Source organism: Comamonas sp. CMM03 (assembly GCF_019218715.1).
In the GTDB taxonomy this organism is placed as follows: Bacteria; Pseudomonadota; Gammaproteobacteria; order Burkholderiales; family Burkholderiaceae_C; genus Comamonas; species Comamonas terrigena.
Genome location: NZ_JAHUXB010000006.1, coordinates 185,080 through 204,999 on the forward strand (window position 1 = coordinate 185,080; position 19,920 = coordinate 204,999).

General features: G+C 66.7%; 18 protein-coding genes. 7 read left to right on the top strand and 11 right to left on the bottom strand.

Annotated elements, in window-relative coordinates:
* Nucleotides 1–49 precede the first annotated feature (49 nt).
* A complete protein-coding gene (locus KW830_RS19685; RefSeq protein ID WP_218334144.1) occupies nt 50–1,618 on the bottom strand; it encodes a sensor domain-containing diguanylate cyclase in 1,569 nt (522 codons plus the stop codon).
* Between the two features lie 364 nt (nt 1,619–1,982).
* Nucleotides 1,983–2,990: an NAD(P)-dependent alcohol dehydrogenase gene (locus tag KW830_RS19690; RefSeq protein ID WP_218334145.1), complete on the bottom strand. Its 1,008-nt coding sequence runs from the start codon at nt 2,988–2,990 to the stop codon at nt 1,983–1,985.
* Between the two features lie 176 nt (nt 2,991–3,166).
* Here KW830_RS19690 and KW830_RS19695 point away from each other — a divergent pair, with 176 nt between their 5' ends.
* Entirely contained in the window at nt 3,167–3,562 is a 396-nt protein-coding gene (locus tag KW830_RS19695; protein WP_066541201.1) for a helix-turn-helix domain-containing protein, read from the top strand.
* A gap of 96 nt (nt 3,563–3,658) precedes the next feature.
* Here the strand turns inward: KW830_RS19695 and ycaC are convergent, their stop codons facing one another.
* Together ycaC and KW830_RS19705 are read right to left on the bottom strand one after the other, a co-directional pair.
* A complete protein-coding gene (ycaC, locus tag KW830_RS19700) occupies nt 3,659–4,288 on the bottom strand; it encodes an isochorismate family cysteine hydrolase YcaC (protein ID WP_066541200.1) in 630 nt (209 codons plus the stop codon).
* A 65-nt stretch (nt 4,289–4,353) separates the two neighbouring features.
* On the bottom strand, nt 4,354–5,256 hold the full coding sequence (locus KW830_RS19705) for a pirin family protein (protein WP_218334146.1): 903 nt from the start codon (nt 5,254–5,256) through the stop codon (nt 4,354–4,356).
* A gap of 134 nt (nt 5,257–5,390) precedes the next feature.
* Here KW830_RS19705 and KW830_RS19710 point away from each other — a divergent pair, with 134 nt between their 5' ends.
* Complete coding sequence (locus KW830_RS19710) at nt 5,391–6,302, top strand: LysR family transcriptional regulator (protein ID WP_083520617.1); 912 nt, start codon at nt 5,391–5,393, stop codon at nt 6,300–6,302.
* A gap of 72 nt (nt 6,303–6,374) precedes the next feature.
* On the opposite strand, the gene KW830_RS19715 is transcribed toward KW830_RS19710, so the two are convergent.
* Entirely contained in the window at nt 6,375–8,441 is a 2,067-nt protein-coding gene (locus KW830_RS19715) for a molybdopterin-dependent oxidoreductase (RefSeq protein WP_218334147.1), read from the bottom strand.
* A 498-nt stretch (nt 8,442–8,939) separates the two neighbouring features.
* On the opposite strand from KW830_RS19715, the gene KW830_RS19720 reads away from it, so the two are divergent.
* Complete coding sequence (locus tag KW830_RS19720) at nt 8,940–10,148, top strand: M20 aminoacylase family protein (RefSeq protein WP_066541195.1); 1,209 nt, start codon at nt 8,940–8,942, stop codon at nt 10,146–10,148.
* 170 nt (nt 10,149–10,318) lie between these two features.
* The gene (locus KW830_RS19725) at nt 10,319–10,573 is read left to right on the top strand and encodes an acyl-CoA-binding protein (protein ID WP_066541566.1); all 255 of its coding nucleotides are present in this window, start codon (nt 10,319–10,321) and stop codon (nt 10,571–10,573) included.
* A gap of 281 nt (nt 10,574–10,854) precedes the next feature.
* Here the strand turns inward: KW830_RS19725 and KW830_RS19730 are convergent, their stop codons facing one another.
* Together KW830_RS19730 and KW830_RS19735 are read right to left on the bottom strand one after the other, a co-directional pair.
* Entirely contained in the window at nt 10,855–11,148 is a 294-nt protein-coding gene (locus KW830_RS19730) for a polyhydroxyalkanoic acid system family protein (RefSeq protein ID WP_272970701.1), read from the bottom strand.
* Nucleotides 11,129–12,310: an aminopeptidase gene (locus tag KW830_RS19735; protein WP_218334148.1), complete on the bottom strand. Its 1,182-nt coding sequence runs from the start codon at nt 12,308–12,310 to the stop codon at nt 11,129–11,131. The genes KW830_RS19730 and KW830_RS19735 overlap by 20 nt, the downstream gene beginning before the upstream one ends.
* A gap of 67 nt (nt 12,311–12,377) precedes the next feature.
* On the opposite strand from KW830_RS19735, the gene KW830_RS19740 reads away from it, so the two are divergent.
* The 3 genes from KW830_RS19740 to KW830_RS19750 all read left to right on the top strand — a co-directional run bounded on the left by KW830_RS19740 (nt 12,378) and on the right by KW830_RS19750 (nt 14,755).
* Nucleotides 12,378–12,992, top strand: coding sequence for a hypothetical protein (locus KW830_RS19740; protein ID WP_066541189.1), 615 nt, complete (start codon nt 12,378–12,380; stop codon nt 12,990–12,992).
* Nucleotides 12,993–13,127: 135 nt separating this feature from the next.
* Nucleotides 13,128–14,393 (top strand): class I SAM-dependent methyltransferase, encoded by a 1,266-nt coding sequence (locus KW830_RS19745; RefSeq protein WP_218334149.1) that lies wholly within the window; start codon nt 13,128–13,130, stop codon nt 14,391–14,393.
* 14 nt (nt 14,394–14,407) lie between these two features.
* Nucleotides 14,408–14,755: a DUF1840 domain-containing protein gene (locus KW830_RS19750; protein ID WP_218334150.1), complete on the top strand. Its 348-nt coding sequence runs from the start codon at nt 14,408–14,410 to the stop codon at nt 14,753–14,755.
* A 114-nt stretch (nt 14,756–14,869) separates the two neighbouring features.
* On the opposite strand, the gene KW830_RS19755 is transcribed toward KW830_RS19750, so the two are convergent.
* The 4 genes from KW830_RS19755 to KW830_RS19770 form a co-directional block, all read right to left on the bottom strand.
* Entirely contained in the window at nt 14,870–15,859 is a 990-nt protein-coding gene (locus KW830_RS19755; protein ID WP_218334151.1) for a tripartite tricarboxylate transporter substrate-binding protein, read from the bottom strand.
* A 389-nt stretch (nt 15,860–16,248) separates the two neighbouring features.
* Nucleotides 16,249–17,496 (bottom strand): phenylacetate--CoA ligase family protein, encoded by a 1,248-nt coding sequence (locus KW830_RS19760; RefSeq protein WP_218334152.1) that lies wholly within the window; start codon nt 17,494–17,496, stop codon nt 16,249–16,251.
* Between the two features lie 111 nt (nt 17,497–17,607).
* Complete coding sequence (locus KW830_RS19765; protein ID WP_066541181.1) at nt 17,608–18,417, bottom strand: ABC transporter ATP-binding protein; 810 nt, start codon at nt 18,415–18,417, stop codon at nt 17,608–17,610.
* 164 nt (nt 18,418–18,581) lie between these two features.
* Nucleotides 18,582–19,904 carry an ABC transporter substrate-binding protein gene (locus KW830_RS19770; RefSeq protein ID WP_218334153.1) on the bottom strand — a complete coding sequence of 441 codons (1,323 nt, stop codon included), beginning with the start codon at nt 19,902–19,904 and terminating at the stop codon, nt 18,582–18,584.
* Nucleotides 19,905–19,920: the final 16 nt, after the last annotated feature.

Here is a 19,920-nt window from a genome sequence, read left to right on the forward strand (position 1 = left end):
AGGGCGCAGGCGCTGCGTACGGGAGCCCGCAGCACCCTGGACGCGCGAGCTAGACGGTCTCCGCCACTTTCCTGCCCGGCATGAAGACTTTCACCCGGTTGCGGCCGGCGCGCTTGGCGGCGTAGAGCATGTTATCGGCCTGCTTGAAGACCGTGGGCATGTCGCTGCTGCCATCGGGCCAGCTGGAGACGCCCTGCGAGATGGTGATGTGGCCCACGTTGGGCAGCTCGGTGCTCTCCACCAGCAGGCGCAGGCGTTCGGCCACCTGGGCGGCAATGTGGCGGGGCGCACCGGGCAGCAGGATCACGAACTCTTCACCGCCCACGCGGCAGGGCAGATCGTCGATGCGGGAGACATCGCGCATCTGCAGGGCCAGGTGCTTGAGCACGGTGTCGCCCACGTCGTGGCCGAAGCTGTCGTTCACCCGCTTGAAGTGGTCAATGTCGATGGCCAGCACCGCAAACGGCGTGCGGTTGGCGGCAAAGCTGGCCAGGGCGGTATCCAGGTGGCGGCGGTTGCCCAGGCCGGTCAGCGGGTCGGTGTGCACATCCTGGCGCAGCTTGGTGATGTTCTTGTGCAGCAGGCCCAGGCCGACCAGCATGGCCTTCTTCAGCTCCTGCGCTTCGTAGTACCAGGACTGGACGGACTGGATGGTCTGCGCCGTCTCCGGGCGGTCCATGGTGTGGGCGCCATTGGCCAGCTGGCGCAGCGGCTGGGCGATGCGGCGTGCGCCCCACCAGATCAGCAGCAGCAGCAGCACAGTCAGCGGCAGCGTCTTGTAGAGCATGGTGCGCATCAGCGCATCCAGCGGTGCCAGGGTGGCGCTCTGCGGGCGCTGGGCCACGATGCCCCAGCCCGCGGATGGCACGAAGGCGTAACCGGCCAGCATGGGCACGCCCTGGCTGTTGGTGATGGCGATGCGCCCCGAGTGGCCGCTGACCGCCTGGTCGATGGCTTGGTTGCCGGTGACCGTATCCCCCACGCGCTGGCTCTGTGGGTGGTAGATGATGCGCTTGGCCTTGTCCACCACGTACAGGTAGGAGCCGTCCTCGTAGAAATGTTCGCCCAGCAGCTTGTCCAGCATGCTTTCCTGCTTCAGGTAGATGCTGCCACCCACGGCACCCAGGTAATCGCCCTGGGAGGAAAAAATGGGCTGGGACAGAAAGATGATCAGATTGCCTGCCGTGGACATAAAAGCCTGGCTGATCACCGGGCCCTGCGTGCGCAGCGAATCCTGCACAGCGGTGCTGGTCAATGTCCTGCCCTTGATCTGCAGGGTCTCCGGCGAGGTGGCCAGCACCGTGCCCAGCGGGTTGTAGATGGTGACGGAATTGAAGCTTTGGGTCTGCAGGCGCAGGCGCGTGGCTTCCTCCATCAACTGGTGCTCATCCTCCATGTGCTCGGCCAGCAGCTTGGCGGTGTACGCCAGCTGCTGCAGTGCCGACTGCAGGAAATCGTCGGTGCTTTTGGCCAGCTTGCGGGCGTAGGCGGCGTTGCTGTCCTGGGTGGTGTCGATCAGCTGCTGGCGCTGCACCGTGTAGCCCGCGTAGAAGGTGTTGGCAAACGGCAGGAGGGCGCTGCACAGTGTCAGGCCCAGGATGAGGCGGCGTAAGTCCATGGCGCAGGGACAGGGCGGAGGTCCTGCCCGTCAAAAAGCGGCTAACCGGTAGCCAGACGGAGGCTGCGGCATGCAGCGTGTGCGGGGGCGGAGCGACCTGGGCCGTGTCTGCGGAACGCAGTCCCCGCCGATGAACGGATTATGCGTGGGACCGGCGACCAGCGTTGTAGGCTGGCCGCCACGGCGGTGCGGAATTGCGCCGCGGCCGGGTGTGCTGCGCCGATGCGTGCAGGTACGCACGCAGGCCAGCGTGCCAGGATGTGCCCTGCCGCCGAGGGGCACCCCTGTCTGAGGTCGTGAAAGAAAGCGCAGGCTGAACCCCGGCACCCGCCGCCCGCGCCGCAGATGCCGGAGGAGCTGCCGATCAGTAGTGCACCACGATCTTGCCGAAGTGCTGGCCGGTCTGCTGGTGGGCAAAGGCGGCGGGCAGTTGCTCCAGCGGGTAGCGGCTGTCGATGACCGGCTTCCAGGCAAACTGCTCCAGCGCACGCACCATGTCCTGCTGGTGTTCGCGGCTGCCCACGATCAGGCCTTTGAGCGTTTGCTGCTTGCCCATCATCTCCGCCGTGGGCACGGCGCCGGCAAAGCCGGTGAGCACACCGATCAGTGCGATGTGGCCGCCGGGCGCACAGGCGCGGATGGACTGCGGCAGCGTGCCGGGGCCGCCCACTTCCACCACGATGTCCGCACCGCGCCCGCCGGTGGCGGCCAGCACGGCATTGCCCCATTCGGGCTGGTCCTTGTAGTTGATGACCACGTCGGCGCCCAGGGCCGTGAGCTGTTCGGCCTTGGCGTGGCTGGAAGTGGTGGCAATCACGCGCGCCCCCATGCTCTTGGCCATTTGCAGCGCAAAAATGGAGACACCGCCGGTGCCCAGCACCAGCACGGTCTGACCGGCTTGCAGGCCGCCGTCCACCACCAGGGCGCGCCAGGCCGTCAGGCCGGCCGTGGTCAGCGTGGCCGCTTCTTCATGGCTCCAGCCGCGGGGGGCATGGGTGAAGGCGGTGGCCGGCAGGGTGACGGATTCGCGTGCAAAGCCATCCACGCCGTCGCCGGGCACCAGCTTGAAGTCGGACGGGACATGGCGGCCGGCCAGCCAATGCGGGAAGAAGGTGGAGACCACGGCATCTCCCACGGCGAACTCGGTCACGCCCGCGCCCACGGCGGTGACCACGCCCGCGCCGTCGGCCATGGGAATGCGACCGTCGGCTGTGGCCCCGGGGCGGCTGGCGACCAGCAGGTCGTGGTAGTTGAGCGAGCTGGCGTGCACGCGCACCTGGATTTCGCCGGCGGCAGGCGCGGCGGCAGCGGGCAGCTCCACGGGGACCAGGTGGTCGAGGCCGCCGGGGGCGGCAATGTGCATGGCTTTCATGGCAATCCTTGGGTGAGAAATACGATGGGGTGTATGGTGCAATGCAGCGGCTGGCAGCGCCAGAACCGACATATTTGTGGGGTAGTATTAAAAATGTAAGTAATGCGCCAGCAAAGGCTTTGCGCTACGCTGCCGGGCTGCGGCATGCCTGCCCCGCACCACCCAGGAGGACCGTGATGAAACGTTTGAATCGCAAGAGCGGCTGCGCCGTGGAGGTGACGCTGTCCGTGATGGGCGGCACCTGGAAGCCCATCATCCTGTTCCATCTGCTGCATGGCAAAAAGCGCTTCAGCGAGCTGGACCGCCAGATCGGCGGCATCACCCAGCGCATGCTGACGCTGCAGCTGCGCGAGCTGGAAGAGGCCGGGATTGTGGAGCGCACGGTGCACGCCGAAGTGCCGCCCCGCGTGGACTATGCGCTGACCGCGCTGGGCCAGACGCTGCAACCGGTGCTGCTGGCCATGCGCCACTGGGGAGAGACCTATGCGCGCGAGCACCTGCAGGAAGATGCCGCCCCTGCGCACTGCACCATGGACACCGAGGCCGCCGTGCCGCTGCAGCGCGCGGCATAGGCACCAGAGGGCCTGCGGCCAGCGGAACAGGACCCAGCGCGCAGGAACGCTGGCTCCTGCGCGCTGGCTGGGCCGCCACCGGGGCGGCGGCGTGGCTTACTTGCCGGCGGTCAGCGTGGTGTAGCTGTGGATCAGGTTGCGGTAGTCGGGGATGTGGTTGCTGAACAGCTGGCCCAGGCCCTCGATGTCATTGCGCCAGTCGCGGTGCAGTTCGCAGGCCGCGCCGAACCAGGTCATCAGCTGGGCTCCGGCCTGCTCCATGCGGCTCCAGGCGGCCTGCTGGGTCATGCTGTTGAAGGTGCCCGAAGCATCGGCGATGACGAACACCTCGAAACCTTCTTCCAGGGCCGACAGCACCGGGAAGGCCACACAGACTTCGGTCACCACGCCGGCGATGATCAGCTGCTTCTTGCCAGTGGCCTTGACGGCCTTGACGAAGTCTTCGTTGTCCCAGGCGTTGATCTGGCCAGGGCGTGCAATGTAGGGGGCGGTGGGGAATTTTTCCTTCAGCTCGGGCACCAGCGGGCCGTTGGGGCCGGTTTCAAAGCTGGTGGTCAGGATGGTGGGCAGCTTGAAGTATTCCGCCATGTCGGCCAGGGCCAGGACATTGTTCTTGAACTTGTCCGGGTCGATGTCGCGCACCAGGGACAGCAGGCCGGTCTGGTGGTCCACCAGCAGCACGGCGGCATTGTCTTTGTCGAGGCGAACGTAAGGCTTCTTGCTCATGGGAGTCTCCTTGGGAACGGGGGGAAGAATCCGGCGGGCGGGCCCGCCGGAGGAAAAATGGATGGTCAGTGGGCCAGGGTGGCGCCGGAGCTGCGTGCGGCTGCCGGCATGCGCCCGAAGCGGCCGCTGCGGAAGTCGTCCAGGGCCTGGTCAATCTCGGCCTCGGTGTTCATCACGAACGGGCCATGGCCAACCACGGGCTCGTCAATGGGCTCACCCGACAGCCACAGCAGTGTGACTTCGTTGTTGGCCTCCAGCTCCACCACATCACCGGCACGGTCCATGTGCACCAGCTGGCCGGCACGCACCACGTCCTGGCCGTTGACCATCACCGTGCCGTGCAGTACCACCAGCGCCAGCGTGTGGCTGGGCTGGGCATGCAGCTGCGTGCTGGCACCGGCATTCAGGCGCACATCCCACACATTGATGGGAGTGAACGTACGGGCCGGGCCATGGGCGGCGGCAAAGTCACCGGCAATCACACGCACCGAGCCGGCGCCGTCGGGCAGCGCCACGCGGGGAATGTCGGCGTTCAGCAGGGTCTGGTAGCCGGGGGCGGACAGCTTGTCCTTGGCCGGCAGATTGACCCACAGCTGCACCATCTCGAAGGCGCCGCCCTGTGCGGCATAGGCTTCGGAGTGGTACTCCTCGTGCAGGATGCCCGAGGCCGCTGTCATCCACTGCACATCCCCGGGGCCGATGGTGCCGCCTGCGCCGGTGGAGTCGCGGTGGGCGACTTCACCGTCGTAGACGATGGTCACGGTCTCGAAGCCCCGGTGCGGGTGGGTGCCGACGCCGCGGCGGCCGGTGGTGGGCGTGAACTGGTGCGGGCCGGCATGGTCCAGCAGCAGAAACGGGCTGAGGGCGCGGCCATGGTCGCCGTAGCTGAACAGCGAGCGCACCGGGAAGCCATTGCCCACCCAGTGGGGACGGGGGCCGTCGTATACACCCAGAATCTTCTTCAGCATGGCGCTCTCTCCTTGGTCGGTACCGCTGCAGCGTGGGGCTGTCAGTGGTGCGTTGAACATGGATGAAGTATGGAATCAGAACGATGTTCGCGGTAGACTGCAAAAAATCACTGCAGCGTTCTATTTTTGAAACAATGAAACTGCCCGACCTCAACGACCTGTACTACTTCGCCCTGGTGGTGGAGCACGGCGGCTTTGCGCCTGCCAGCCGCGCCCTGGGCATCCCCAAATCCAAGCTCAGCCGCCGCATTGCCCAGCTGGAAGAGCGCCTGGGGGCCCAGTTGCTGCTGCGCTCCACACGCAGCTTTGCCGTGACCGAGGTGGGCAAGCGCTACCACGAGCACTGCCGCGCCATGCTGACCGAGGCCGAGGCGGCCGAGGAATCCGTGGCCATCACCCATGCCGAGCCCTGCGGTGTGGTGCGCATGAGCTGCCCGGTGGCCCTGCTGGCGGCCCAGGTGGGCAAGATGCTGGGCGCGTTCATGGTGCTGCATCCACGCGTGCAGTTGCAGGTGGATGAAACCAACCGCCGCGTGGATGTGGTGGCCGAAGGGCTGGACCTGGCCATCCGCGTGCGTCCGCCCCCGCTGCAGGATAGCGATCTGGTGCTGCGCACCCTGGCCGAGCGAGGCCAGTGCCTGGTGGCCAGTCCGGCGCTGCTGGCGCAGTGCGGTCAGGCGGCGGGCCCCATGGATTTATCGCACTGGCCCAGCCTGGAGATGGGGCTGCCCCAGGAGACCCACCGCTGGGTGCTGCTGGGGCCGGGGGGAGAGCGCGCCGAGGTGCGCCACCAGCCCCGGCTGGTGACCCAATCCATGCTGGCGTTGCGCGATGCCGCCCTGCAGGGGGCGGGCGTGGTGCAGCTGCCCCGCATGTTCATCCAGGCCGAGCTGGACAGCGGCGCCCTGGTGCAGGTGCTGCCGGGGTGGGCACCGCGTGTGGAAATCATCCACGCTGTCTATGCCTCGCGCCGGGGCCAGCTGCCGGCGGTGCGGGCGCTGCTGGACTTTCTGGTGCAGCAGTTCCAGGCGCTGGAAGAGGACTGAGGCCGGCGGCGCACGCCCAGTGGCGCGAGGGCCAGGGGCCAAGGCCGAAGCGCCGGAGCCGGGCGCGGTGCGTTACGCCAGCCGTTCGACCTGCACAGCACAGTCGTAGAAGCAGGGCGCACGGCCGATGTCGGTCAGCTGCTGGTGCGTCAGCTCGTTCACATTCGTGCCGTTGGCGCCGTGCTTGCGCCACCACAGGCCCAGCCCCACCACCACGCCGGCACGGGCGCGGCCGTTCAGGCTGGCGTGGCAGACATGCTCGCCCCGGGCATTGAAGACGCGCAGGGCATCACCGTCGGCAATGCCGCGCGTGGCGGCATCGTCAGGGTGCAGCTCCAGCAGCGGGCGTTCTTCCATGCGCTGCAGGCTGGCCACATTCGCAAAGCTGCTGTTCAGGAAGTTGCGCGCCGGTGGCGAGATCATGGCCAGCGGGTAGGCGGCGGTCGGGGTCTCGTAGTTGGGTAGGTAGTCCGGCAGGGTGTTGATGCCCCGCTGGGCGAGCAGCGGGTTGTCGAATTCGCACTTGCCGGAAGGCGTGGCAAAGCCGCCTTCGGCGAACGGTGCATCGGCCACTGGAATGCGGGCAAAGCCGTGCTGAAGCAGCGCATCAAAATCCACCGTGGTCTGGGCGACGGCGGTGCGGCACAGATCCTCGTCGCTTGCGTGAAAGTGCGGTGCCGCAAAGGCCGGGTCGAGCCTGGCCATGTGCGCGGCCAGGGCGCTGAAGATCTGCGCATTGCTGCGCGCCTGGCCTTCGGGGGCAATGGCCGGGCGGTTCAGCAGCACATCGGTGTGGCCGTAGCTGCCGTGGATGTCCCAGTGTTCCAGCTGGGTGGTGGCGGGCAGCACATAGTCGGCATGGTCGGCGGTGTCGGTCAGGAAATGCTCCAGCACCACGGTGAACAGGTCTTCGCGGGCAAAACCGGCGGCCACCTTGGCCGACTCCGGGGCCACGGCCACGGGGTTGCTGTTGTAGACCACCACGGCCTCAACCTGGGGGCCCCAGTGTGCGTCCCCGGGATGCAGCAGCACATCGCCGATGGTGCTCATGTTCAGCGTGCGCGGACGGCGGTCACCCAGCAGCTGCGGCAGCTGCAGTGCCGCCTTGTTGAAGGGGGACACGCCCGAGCTGGACAGCAGCAGGCCGCCGGCACGGTGGCGCCAGGCACCGACCAGGGCCGGCAGGCAGGCGATGGCACGCACGGCATTGCCGCCCCCGCGCGCACGCTGCATGCCGTAGTTCAGGCGGATGGCGGCGGGCCGGGTGGTGCCGTAGGCGCGGGCCAGCGCCGTGATCTGTGCTTCCTGCAGCCCGCAGACGGCGGCGGCACGTGCAGGCGGCCATTCCAGCGCCCGGGCCTTCAGCGCATCCCAGCCCAGGGTGTGCCGGGCGATGTAGTCGTGGTCCAGCCAGTCGTTGCGGATCAGCTCGTGCATCAGCGCCAGGGCCAGCGCGGCATCGGTGCCGGGCAGCAGCTGGAGGTGCTCATGGCATTTGTCGGCGGTCTCGCTCTTGCGTGGGTCGATGCAGACCAGCCGGGCGCCGTTGCGCTTGGCCTCCTGGGCATAGCGCCAGAAATGCAGGCTGCTGGTGATGGCGTTGCTGCCCCAGATCAGGATCAGCTGGCTCTCGGCAAAGAACTCCACCCGCATGCCCAGCTTGCCGCCGTAGGTGGCGGTCAGGGCCTCGCTGCCGGCACTGGCGCAGATGGTGCGGTCCAGCAGACTGGCGCCCAGCTGGTGGAAAAAGCGCCGGTCCATGCTTTCGCCCTGTACCTGGCCCATGGTGCCGGCGTAGCTGTACGGCAGGATGGCTTCGGGGTTGTGCTGCGCAATCGTGTGCAGGCGCCGGGCGATGTCGCCCAGGGCCTCGTCCCAACTGACCGGGGTGAACTGGCCGCTGCCTTTGGGGCCGCTGCGCTTGAGCGGCTGGAGCACCCGGTCCGCGTGGTAGGTGCGCTCCGTGTACTTGCTGACCTTGGCGCAGAGCACGCCGCCGGTGTGCGGATGGTCCGCGTTGCCCTGCACGCGCGTGGCCACGCCGTCGATCACGGTGGTGCGCAGCGAGCAGGTGTCCGGACAGTCGTGGGGGCAGGCGCCGGTGACGGTGGTGACAGCGGAGTCGGGGAGAGCAGACATGGCGGTGGGGGCGGTCGTGGGGAGGAGGCGGGGCAGACCGGGGCGGTCTGGCCCTGCACAGGTTTTTTGCGCATTTCACCACGTCCTGTGCCGTGCGCCGTGCATATGCATATCTGCTGCAGTGCAGCAGGCTGGCGCGGTGCGCAGCCGTTCCCGCCGTGGCCGGCCGCTTGCCGCGCAGCTCCCGGGCCTGGGCTGCGGCGGAAGGGGCGATACTGTGCGGCAGCGGAGGCGGTTCCTCCGCAGGGGAGTGGAGAGATGGGCAAAGCCATGCGTATTCTGGCGCTGCTGGGCGTGCTGGCGGCGGCCTATTTCGCGTACCGCTACGGCGTGCGCTGACGGTTGCACGGTGCACGATGGCATGAAATATGAACGCAGCGCGCGCAGGGTGAATGGGTGCTGCTATGCTTTTTGTCGCAGGCCCTGCCCGCTGTGCGGGTGGCAGGCCCTGGCTGTGTGCCAGCGCTGCCCGCCCTGGATTTTTGGAAAGACCGCTGTATGTCCCTGACCGCATTCCTGGCCGACCAGGCCCCCCAGATCACCGCCATCCGCCGTGACCTCCACGCTCACCCCGAGCTGTGCTTCGAAGAAGTGCGTACCGCCGACCTGGTGGCGGCCACGCTGACCGGGTGGGGCATTCCCGTGCACCGTGGCCTGGGCACGACCGGGGTGGTCGGCATTCTGCACGGCCGGGACGGTGGCACCAACGGCAAGGCGATTGGCCTGCGCGCCGACATGGATGCCCTGCCCATGCAGGAGTTCAACACCTTTTCCCACGCCAGCCAGCATGCCGGCAAGATGCACGCCTGCGGCCATGACGGCCACACCGCCATGCTGCTGGCGGCGGCCCAGTACCTGGCAGCCCACCGCGACAGCCTGGACGGCACGGTGTACCTGATCTTCCAGCCGGCCGAAGAGGGCGGTGGCGGCGCGCGCGAGATGGTCAAGGACGGGCTGTTCACCCAGTTCCCGATGCAGGCCGTGTTCGGCATGCACAACTGGCCCGGCATGCGCGAAGGCACGATGGCGGTGGGCCCCGGCCCGGCCATGGCGTCCAGCAATGAATTCAAGATCGTGGTGCGCGGCAAGGGCGGGCATGCCGCCATGCCGCACATGGTGCTGGACCCGGTGCCGGTGGCGGCACAGATCATCACCGCGCTGCAGACCATCGTCAGCCGCAACGTCAAGCCCATCGAGGCGGGCGTGGTGTCGGTCACCATGGTGCACGCCGGCGAGGCCACCAATGTGGTGCCCGACAGCGTGGAGCTGCAGGGCACGGTGCGCACCTTCACGCTGGAGGTGCTGGACCTGATCGAGCGCCGCATGGAAGAGGTGGTGCGCGGCACCTGCGCCGCCCATGGCGTGCAGTGCACGTTCGAGTTTGTGCGCAACTACCCGCCGACCATCAACACCGCGCCCGAGGCGGACTTTGCCCGCCGCGTGATGGCCCAGGTGGTGGGCGAGGCCAATGCACTGCCCCAGGAACCTTCGATGGGCGCGGAGGACTTTGCCTTCATGCTGCTGGAAAAGCCCGGTGCCTACTGCTTCATTGCCAATGGCGACGGCGACCACCGCGCCATGGGCCACGGCGGCGGCCCGTGCACCTTGCACAACCCCAGCTACGACTTCAACGATGCGCTGATCCCGCGCGGTGCGGCGTTCTGGGTGCTGCTGGCCCAGCAGTGGCTGGAGCAGCCCACACGCTGAGCGCTGGCGCAGGCTGACCATCTGCCCTGGCGGTGGGCGGTCTTGCGGGGCGGAGGTGGCCGGGGCACCCTAGGGTAAAGCCGGATATGGCGAATGCGAACGATCGTGCTTTTTAAGCCGGTTTGTCGCTACACTGCAGGTATTCCATGACCCGCGAGGAGATGCCTTCCATGTCCGATCTGAACGCCACGTTCGAAGCCGCCGTTGCCAATTCCAAGACCCTGAGCGAGCGTCCCGACAACGCCACGCTGCTGAAGATCTACGCGCTGTACAAGCAGGCCACCGAAGGCGACAACGAGGCCAAGAAGCCCAGCTTCTCCGACATGGTGGGCCGCGCCAAGTGGGATGCCTGGGAAAAGCTCAAGGACACTTCGCTGGACGATGCCAAGCAGCAGTACATCGATCTGATCGAATCGCTGCGCTGAGCCTCTGCGTTTCTGCATCGCACACACAGCTTCAAGGTAGGCGGCCCGCCCGGGCCGCTTTTTTTATGGCTGCCGCAAGGGAGCGGCGGCGGGTTGGTGTGCGGGTGGCTGCACCGGCATCGGTGACCCAGGCCTCACCGCATGCGGGCAGCGAGGACCGGCAAGCCTGGATGGCCCCAGAGCCCCTGCGGCGTTGAAAGGGCCTGCGGTGCTTGCCATGGCGTGGGCATCCGGCCAGCCACTGCGTGGCACGGCGGCAGCGGCCCTGGCCCCGGCATCGCTCAGGCCGCCGCGGCCATGTCGTCGAACTGGGCGCGGAGCTTGGCTTCGATCTGGTCCTTGAACATGGCGGCCAGAAAGCCCAGCGAGGCGCGCAACTGCAGCGCGTCGGCGCTCACATGCAACTGGCCGTCGATGCCATTGCCGCTGAAGTGCAGCACATCGTGCTCGCCCCCTTCCTCGTAGCGGCATTCCACGCCGAACTTGGCCTGGGCCTTGTCGGCCCACAGACGGGCGTGCTGGCGGGCGGTGGGCAGGCCCAGGGTGTGGGGGCGGTCAATCTGGATGTCGGACACAGTCGGGATGCGGTGAAGTGGGGGGAAGCGCGGCGCACAGCGCCGCCTGGCGTTGCGCCGCCGGCAGCCGGGCCAGCGCGCGCACGGCATCATAAAAGCGCGGCCAATCCCCGCCGGCCTGCTGGTGCATGGATACGAAGGCCGGCACCCAGTCCTCGTAGGCGCCCAGTGCGGCAAAGCTGGCATTGTTGGCCTGGGCCACCCAGGCATCGGTCAGTGCCCAGGGATCGGTGGGCGTGGCCACGGCCGGTGCCGCAGCGGCGCGCTGGGCCAGCACGGCCTGCCATTCCTGTTGCCAGCCGGCCCGCAGCCGGGCGTAGCGCTGGTGAAAGTCCGCCAGCACCGTCCGCTTGCGTGCCGCAAGTGTGTCGGCCGACCAGGGGGAGCGGGCGTGTTCGGCATAGAGTTCCGCCAGGGTGGCACGGGTGCTGCGCGTCAGTTCGCGCCACTCCTGGCGGCGCAGTTCGGCCGCCGCAAAGGCGGCCTGCAGCGCGGGGGAGGCCTGCGTGGTCAGCCACTGCTGCGTGCCCAGGCGCTGCACAGCGGTGGCGAAGGATTCGTTGAAGGCCGTGTCGTCCTGCACATACAGCAGCTGGTGGGCCAGCTCGTGGAAGACCAGTCCGGCCAGTTCGGGCTCGCTCCAGCGGATGAAGGTGTTCAGCAGCGGATCCCCGCCCAGCCAGTTGAACCAGCCCAGCGTGGAATAGGCGGGCACGCCATAGACGTGCACTTCCAGTCCCTGCTGGCGCAGCCTGGCGGCGTGTTGCTGGGCATCGGCTTCGGCAAAGTAGCCGCGGTAGCCCACGCAGCCCAGCACCGGGTAGCACCAGCGGTGCAGTTCCAGCGCATCGTCGGGGGCGGCCACCACGTTCCACACCGCGCTGCTGCGGCCCAGATCGGCGTAGCGGCGGTAGCTGGCGTTGTCGGGCAGGGCCAACTGCTGGCTGGCAAAGCTGCGGATCTGCTGTGCGCGCAGCAGGCGCTGGCGCAGGGCGTCGGGCCGCTGCGGGTCTTGCGCGGCCTCGGCCACCGGGCGGGCCGCAGCCAGCATCCGTACCTGGCCGGCCGCTGCCTGCCAGTAGTAGCCCAGCGGGCTCTGGGCGGCACAGCCCGCCAGCAGCAATGCCGCAGCCAGGCTGGCGCCACTGCGCCGCCAGGGCATCGTGCGGCAGGGTCGGTCCGGGCTGACTACACTCTCAGCTTTGTTGCTTTGCGTATGGCGCACTCTGATGGATTGGTTCACGCTGTTTTTGGTGGTTTCGGTAGCTTTGTACCTGCTCAAGGTGCAGGAGCAAAGGCAGCGGGTTTTGCTGCTGGCCTCGTTTCTGGGCGGCACGCAGATTGAAAAGCTGCTGGGCACCTTGATGGACGGCTATCTGCGTGCCGCCGGAGAGCAGGATCCGCAGCGCCAGGCCCAGGTCTGGGCCGTGCTGGCGCAGAACGAAGAGAAGCTGGTGGGCCAGTTCCAGCGCTTTGCCGACGATTTTGCCCAGGTGCCGGACAACCGGGCCCGGGTCAGCACCCTGCCGCTGGCCTTGCCCTATTTCGACCGGATTGTGCCGGCGGCGTCCTTTGACATGCGCGAGGCGCTGCAGCTGCACGCCCAGGCCATCCGCGCCGCCTGTGGCGACGAGAGCATGACGCCGCAGCAGCGCAAGGAACGCGCCTTCACCATGACGGCCGAGCTGATGCTGATGCAGCACACCTGCCACTGGTTCTGCAAGTCGCGCACCGTGGCGTCGGTGCGGCTGATGGCCCGCCACAAGAGCAGCTACGAACAGGTGTTGCAGTCTGTGGCACCCCAAACCTTGTACGCTTACAAAAAGTTGCTTAAAACTGCATAAACTGCAGAATGGGTGCGGCCTGTGCTGCACCCGCACCCGCCAAGGCTGCGCACCCGGAAATGTGCGCCTGCGCAGCACGGCCGGGTCGGACATTTGCCATTGACGCACTGCAAGGCGTGCGAAGAATGGAGCGCCATGAAAGTCATGCTCTCCCAGCTGGAGGCGCGTCTGGCCTCACTCTCCACCCCTGTCCTTGTACAGCTGCCTGCCGGGCGGTGGATCGGACCGGAAGATGCCCCCGTGCGCCTGCGGGTGCGTTCGGCCCTGGCCCTGCCGTTCCTGACCGATGGGCAGATCGGTTCGCTGGGCACGGCGATCGTGGAAGGCCAGGTCGACGTGGAGGGCACCATGCGCGACGTGATGGATGCCGCCGCCGGCCTGCTGGACGGGGAGGACCCCCTCAAGCCGCAGCCCGGGCGCTGGACCAGTGCGGTGGGCAAGATGCGCTCCATGGCCATGCACACGCTGGTGCGGGATGCGCAGCAGATCGAGTTCCACTACGACCTATCGGATGACTTCTACGCGCTGTGGCTGGATCCGCGCCGGGTCTATTCCTGCGCCTACTACCGTGACCCCGGAATGACCCTGGCCCGGGCCCAGGAGGCCAAGCTGGACCATATCTGCCGCAAGCTGCAGCTGCAGCCGGGCGAGCGCTTTCTGGACATCGGGGCGGGCTGGGGCGGGCTGCTGCTGTGGGCGGCCGAGCATTACGGGGTGGAGGCGCATGGCATCACGCTGTCGCACAACCAGTACCACCATGTGCAGCAGCTGATTGCGCAGAAAGGCCTGCAGGGCCGGGTGCACGTGGAGCTGTGCGATTACCGCCAGAAGTCCGCTGCGGACCCGTTCGACAAGGTGGCGTCGGTGGGCATGTTCGAGCATGTGGGCCGGGCCAACATGCCGGAGTACTTCCAGACCGTCAAGAAACTGCTGCGGCCCGGTGGCATGGCCCTGATCCACGGGATCACGGCCGGCGGGGTGGACAACCACGAGCTGGGCGCCGGCATGGGCGAGTTCATTGGCCGCTACATCTTTCCCGGCGGGGAGCTGCTGCATGTGAGCACCGTGCTGCACGACATGGCCGGCAGCGGCCTGGAGATGGTGGACACCGAAAACCTGCGGCCGCACTATGCGCGCACGCTGTGGTCCTGGTCGGACGCGCTCGAGGCGCAGCTGACGCAGGCGGCCCAGATCCTGCAGCAGCAGGTGGCGCCCGAGCGTGCGGACAAGGCCCTGCGTGCCTACCGCCTGTATCTGGCAGGCTGCGCCATGGGATTCGAGCGCGGCTGGATGGCGCTGTACCAGATGTTGGTCATCCATCCGGACGGTGATTTGCGTCAAGGCAAGCTGCGTGGAGCACAATCGGCTTACCCTTTCCAGCGTGACTATATGTACCGATAAAAGGAGCAAGCACCATGGCCTATAAATTCAAATCTCGCGCAACCGCCGACCTCACCATGCTGGATGCCCCCGGCAAGCAGATTATGCTGGTCCTGGGCAAGACCCCAGGCGAGCCTGGCATCGTGACCGTGGAACAGATCCCCGGCGCCATCAGCGCCCTGGAAACGGCGGTGGTGGAAGACGAAAAGCGCCGCAAGGCCCTGGAGGAAGAGGTCAAGAACGGCAACCCCAAGGCCGGTGAAGCCCTGGCCAAGCTCAGTGACGAGCTGGGGGCCGTCAGCCTGCGCCAGCGCGTCAAGCCGCTGGTGGACATGTTCCGCGCCAGTGCCCAGGAGGGCAAGGACGTGACCTGGGAGCGTTGACCCGGGTCTGCTCCGCCTGTGCAGGATGCACAGGCCCTAAAAAAAAAAACGGTGCCAGAGGCACCGTTTTTTGATGGTGGCAGGCGCTGCGAGAGCAGAGCTGCCATGCCTGGCTTAGTCGGCGAACTGGCCGGCGGCCTTGATGACCTTGCCCCAGGCGTCGATTTCCGACTTCACGAATTCCTTGTGGCCGGTACGCTCCACGCGGTTGTCGGTGGCAACGATGGCACCCAGGCCTTCTTGCTTCTGGATGAAGGTGGGATCCTTCAGGGCTGCCTTCAGCGCCGTGTTGATCTGGGCCATGACGGCTTCCGGCGTGCCCTTGGGAGCGTACAGGCCGTGCCAGACGGTGACGTTGAAGCCCTTCACACCCGATTCGTTCAAGGTGGGCAGGTGCTTCAGGGCCGGGGTCTTCAGGCGTTCCTTGGTGGTGACGGCGTAGCCCTTGACCTTCTTGGCTTCGATCTGCGAGCTGGTATTGGTCGTCTGGTCGCACATCAGGTCGATGGTGCCGCCCATCAGGTCGGTGATGGCAGGCGCCGCGCCCTTGTAGGCCACGGTGGTCATCTGCACGTTCACGGCGCTCTGGAACATCAGGCCGCACAGGTGGCCGGCCGAACCCAGACCGGAGTGGCCCAGATTGACCTTTTCCTTGTTGGCATTGATCCACTTGCTCAGCTCGGCGTAGTTGGCAGCTTCCAGCGTGGGACGGCCCACCAAGGTCATGGGCACGTCGTTGATGATGCCCAGGAACTCGAAGTCGTTGAGCACATTGAACGACAGCTTGCGGTACAGCGAGGGGATGGTGGCCATGCCGATGTGGTTCAGCAGCAGGGTGTAGCCATCGGGCTGGGCGCGGGCCACTTTGGCGGCGCCGATGGTGCTGCCGGCGCCGGCAGCGTTTTCGATCACCACCGTGGCGCCGCCCAGGGGCTTGCGCAGGGCTTCGGCCAGATCGCGGGCGACACGGTCGGTCGGGCCACCGGCCGCGAAGGGCACCACGATGGTGATGTTCTTGCCAGCGGCAGGGAAGGCTTGGGCGTGGGCACCGCAAGCGGCAGCGGCGGCAACGGCCAAAGTGGCCAGACGGATGGTGCTTTTCATTGACTCAACTCCTACGAAAACAAGGGCGCCATGGTGTCTAACATCTGCCGTAATCGGCCTAGTACTAACCCGAGCGGTTGAGGGCACGGTTTTAAGAGCTACAAGCCGTTACGCATTGCGCTGCAAGCCTCAAGTGCTCCTTTTTTTGAAGTCAAGAAATTGGAAGAAACCAGGGGGGAGCACCACCGTGCGTCAGCAAGTTGTCAACAACTGTCGCATTTGCGTCAGCGGTGGCCGGGTGTTGATCTGGGGCATTGCGCGGTGGCCGTCGCGGCGCACGGATTGGGGGCAGAACACGGCCTGTATGGCCTTGGGGGCCAGGGATAGGCAAAAAAAACAGCATGGAGCCCGCCTGCGGGCGGTTTCCATGCTGCCGGGCGGACTGAGGCTCAGCGGTAGCTGCGCGCGTCCTCGATCACTTTGCCGTCATTGGGCAGGCTGCCGGGCGGCAGCAGCTGCACATCGCCGCGCAGCTTGGTTACGTCACGGATGGCGTCGCCAATCAGCCGGGCCAGGCCTTCGGCGGTTTCGGTGGTCTCCACCTGCAGCGCCATCTGGTCGTTGGCCATCTCGCCGCTGACCACCAGGCGTGCTTTCAGAATCTGCGGGAAGCGCTTGGCCACCTCGGCCACCTGGGCGGGATGCACGAACATGCCACGCACCTTGGTGGTCTGGTCGGCACGACCCAGCCAGCCCTTGATGCGGGCGGCGGTGCGGCCGGTGGGGCAGTGGCCGGGCAGCACGGCCGACAGGTCGCCGGTGCCGAAGCGGATCAGCGGGTAATCGGTGTTCAGCGTGGTGATCACCAGCTCGCCCACTTCGCCTTCGGCCACCGGGTCGCCGGTGCCGGGGCGCACGATTTCCACGATCACCCCTTCGTCCAGCACCAGGCCTTCGCGGGCGCTGGTTTCATAGGCGATCAGCCCCAGATCGGCTGTGGCATAAGCCTGGTAGGCGGCCACGCCCCGCTCGGCCAGCCAGTCGCGCAGCGAGGGCGGGAAGGCCTCGCCGCTGACCAGGGCCTTGGTCAGCGTGGGCAGCGGCACCGCCTGTTCGGCAGCCTTTTCCAGAATGATCTTCAGAAAGCTGGGCGTGCCGATGTAGCCGGCCGGACGCAGCTCGGCCATGGCCTGCACCTGCTGCTCGGTCTGGCCGGTGCCGCCGGGGAAGACGGTGCAGCCCAGGGCATGGGCACCGGTCTCCATCATCGAGCCGGCGGGCACGAAGTGGTAGGAGAAGCAGTTGTGGATCAGCTCGCCGGGGCGAAAGCCCGCCGCGTAGATCGCACGGGCCATGCGCCAGTAATCGCCACGCGTGCCTTCGGGCTCATAGATGGGGCCGGGGCTGCTGAACACGCGGGGCATCTGCCGACCGAAGCCGTGCGTGGCAAAGCCGCCGAAAGGGCTGTGGGCCAGGTGGTCGCGTTGCCGCTGCAGCAGCTCGTACTTGCGGGTCACGGGCAGCTGGGCCAGCGCTGCGCGGCTGGTGATGCGGCTGGCATCCACGCCGGCCAGGATCTGCGCAAAGGCCGGGGAATGCTGCTGGGCCTGGGCAATCTGCGTGGGCAGACGGGCCAGCAGATCGGCCTCGCGCTCGGCGGGGCTGCGGGTTTCCAGGGCGTCGTAGAACGAACTCATCTCAGGGCTCCTGCATGCGGGAAGAAGTTTTCAGAAAAAACAGGCTCTACCGCCGAAAGCAGGTGCGGTAGCAGCGGTGGATGCAGCAGCGGTGCCCGGCACCGCTGCGGATCAGGCCAGCCAGCGCTTGCGGCGCTTGTAGCTCTTGGCGTCCTTGAAGCTCTTGCGCTGGTCGCCGCCCACGCCCAGGTAGAACTCCTTGACGTCTTCGTTGCTGGCCAGGTCGCTGGCCGAGCCGTCCATCACGATGCGGCCGCTTTCCATGATGTAGCCGTAGTCGGCGTACTTCAGCGCCATGTTGGTGTTCTGCTCGGCCAGAAGGAAGGTTGTGCCTTCCTTGGTGTTCAGGTCCTTGACGATGTTGAACACCTCTTCCACGATCTGCGGCGCCAGGCCCATGGAGGGCTCGTCCAGCAGCACGATGTTGGGGTTGCTCATGATGGCGCGGCCAATGGCGCACATCTGCTGCTCCCCCCCCGAGGTGTAGGCCGCCTGGCTGGTGCGGCGCGTCTTGAGGCGGGGGAAGTAGTTGTAGACCTTCTCCAGGTTGGCCGCGATCTCGCCCTTGTCGGTGCGGGTGTAGCTGCCCGTCATCAGGTTTTCTTCGATGGTCAGGTGGGCAAAGCAGTGGCGGCCTTCCATCACCTGCACCACGCCGCGCTGGACCAGCTCGGCGGGCGACAGGTTCTGGATCTGCTCGCCGCGCAGCTCGATGGAGCCCTTGGTGACCTCGCCACGCTCCCCCTTGAGCAGGTTGGAGATCGCCCGCAGCGTGGTGGTCTTGCCTGCGCCGTTGCCGCCGAGCAGGGCGACGATGCCCTTTTCCGGCAGTTGCAGCGAGACGCCTTTGAGCACCAGGATGACGTGGTTGTAGATGACTTCAATGCCGTTGACATTGAGGACGATGTTCTTGGGTTCCATGTGCGTGCCTTTCAACCAATCGGCAGGCCTGCATGCCGCCGGAATGCGGGGAGCGAGCAGGACTGTCGGCTGGGCACTGCCGCACGGGGGCGGGCAGTGCCGGTGCGCAAGCGCGGGCGGCCGCGGCATGCAGCACAGAGGGCCGCATGCCGGGCCGGAGGCCCTTACTTGCAGTCAGCCGCGGCGCGGCGGGTGTGCTTCTTCTCGGCCAGGTACTTGTCGCCCTGTTCCTTGATCAGCGGCTCGATCACCTTGTCGTCGGACTGGTACCAGTCGGTGCCCATGTTCCACTTCTTGCCGTCCCAGGTGTGGATGCGGGCCGAGGTGGAACCCATGTGGTCGGCGCAGCTGGTCTTCAGCGGGCGCATCACCTGGTCAAAGCCCAGTTCCTTCAGGCGGGCTTCGGTCAGGTTCAGGTTTTCATAACCCCAGCGGACCTGCTCGCCGGTCATGGGCTTGCCCTTGCCGAACTTCTCTTGTGCCGTGCGGATGGCTTCCACCGTCAGCATGGAGATGATCATGCCGCGGGTGTAGAGCACGGAGCCGACTTCGTCGCGCGGGCCGGTGCCGGCCTTCTTGTCGTGCACGTGCTTGAGCACGTCCTGGGCCACCTTGGTGCTCTGGCCGTAACCGTTCAGTGCCAGGGTCTGGTAGCCCTTGGCGCCTTCGCCCACGTCACGGACATCGGGTTCGGCGCCGGCCCACCACACGCCATACAGCTTGTCACGCGGGAAGCCGGTGGCCTGGGCTTCCTTCAGCGCAGTGGAGTTCATCACGCCCCAGCCCCACAGCAGGGCATAGTCGGGACGGCTCTGGCGCAGTTGCAGCCAGGTGGCCTTCTGTTCCACGCCAGGGGCGGTCACGGGCAGCAGCTGCAGCTCGAAGCCATGCATCTTGGCGCGCTGCTGCAGCACGGGGATGGGTTCCTTGCCGAAGGGGCTGTCGTGGTAGATCAGCGCGATCTTCTTGCCCTTGAGCTTGTCCAGGCCGCCGGCCTTCTTGCCGATGTGCTGGATCAGGATGTCGGCGCCGGTCCAGTAGCTGCCCATGAAGGGGAAGTTCCACTGGAAGGCATTGCCGTCCTTGGCGATGGACAGACCGTAGCCCAGCGTGATCAGCGGGATCTTGTCCACGGGTGCTTTTTCGGTAAGCGCAAAGGTGATGCCGGTGGCCTGGGGGTCAAAGGCCGCCACATTGGGCTTGCTCTTCAGGCGTTCGTAACATTCCACGCCGCGGTCGGTGGCGTAGCCGGTTTCGCATTCTTCGTAGGTGATCTTCACGCCATTGATGCCGCCATCGCGCTCGTTGATCAGCTTCAGGTAGTCCTGCTTGCCGTTGGCCCATGGAATGCCGTTGGGGGCGTAGGCGCCGGTGCGGTAGGACAGCAGGGGGATGAACTGCTCATTGGCCTGGGCCGATGCGCTGCCGGCAAAACCGGCGCCTGCTGCAACCAGGGTGGCCGCCAGGGCCAGACGGGTGAACTTCATGGTTTGTCTCCTTGAA

Excerpts from the sequence above, each read along its gene's own strand:
- KW830_RS19710 (WP_083520617.1), top strand. The coding sequence starts at position 5,391 with ATGAAACTGCCCGACCTCAACGACCTGTACTACTTCGCCCTGGTGGTG.
- KW830_RS19725 (WP_066541566.1), top strand. The coding sequence starts at position 10,319 with ATGTCCGATCTGAACGCCACGTTCGAAGCCGCCGTTGCCAATTCCAAG.
- KW830_RS19745 (WP_218334149.1), top strand. The coding sequence starts at position 13,128 with ATGAAAGTCATGCTCTCCCAGCTGGAGGCGCGTCTGGCCTCACTCTCC.
- KW830_RS19750 (WP_218334150.1), top strand. The coding sequence starts at position 14,408 with ATGGCCTATAAATTCAAATCTCGCGCAACCGCCGACCTCACCATGCTG.
- KW830_RS19755 (WP_218334151.1), bottom strand. The coding sequence starts at position 15,859 with ATGAAAAGCACCATCCGTCTGGCCACTTTGGCCGTTGCCGCCGCTGCC.
- KW830_RS19740 (WP_066541189.1), top strand. The coding sequence starts at position 12,378 with ATGGATTGGTTCACGCTGTTTTTGGTGGTTTCGGTAGCTTTGTACCTG.
- KW830_RS19695 (WP_066541201.1), top strand. The coding sequence starts at position 3,167 with ATGAAACGTTTGAATCGCAAGAGCGGCTGCGCCGTGGAGGTGACGCTG.
- KW830_RS19770 (WP_218334153.1), bottom strand. The coding sequence starts at position 19,904 with ATGAAGTTCACCCGTCTGGCCCTGGCGGCCACCCTGGTTGCAGCAGGC.
- KW830_RS19735 (WP_218334148.1), bottom strand. The coding sequence starts at position 12,310 with ATGCCCTGGCGGCGCAGTGGCGCCAGCCTGGCTGCGGCATTGCTGCTG.
- KW830_RS19685 (WP_218334144.1), bottom strand. The coding sequence starts at position 1,618 with ATGGACTTACGCCGCCTCATCCTGGGCCTGACACTGTGCAGCGCCCTC.
- KW830_RS19760 (WP_218334152.1), bottom strand. The coding sequence starts at position 17,496 with ATGAGTTCGTTCTACGACGCCCTGGAAACCCGCAGCCCCGCCGAGCGC.
- KW830_RS19690 (WP_218334145.1), bottom strand. The coding sequence starts at position 2,990 with ATGAAAGCCATGCACATTGCCGCCCCCGGCGGCCTCGACCACCTGGTC.
- KW830_RS19720 (WP_066541195.1), top strand. The coding sequence starts at position 8,940 with ATGTCCCTGACCGCATTCCTGGCCGACCAGGCCCCCCAGATCACCGCC.
- ycaC (WP_066541200.1), bottom strand. The coding sequence starts at position 4,288 with ATGAGCAAGAAGCCTTACGTTCGCCTCGACAAAGACAATGCCGCCGTG.
- KW830_RS19705 (WP_218334146.1), bottom strand. The coding sequence starts at position 5,256 with ATGCTGAAGAAGATTCTGGGTGTATACGACGGCCCCCGTCCCCACTGG.
- KW830_RS19765 (WP_066541181.1), bottom strand. The coding sequence starts at position 18,417 with ATGGAACCCAAGAACATCGTCCTCAATGTCAACGGCATTGAAGTCATC.
- KW830_RS19715 (WP_218334147.1), bottom strand. The coding sequence starts at position 8,441 with ATGTCTGCTCTCCCCGACTCCGCTGTCACCACCGTCACCGGCGCCTGC.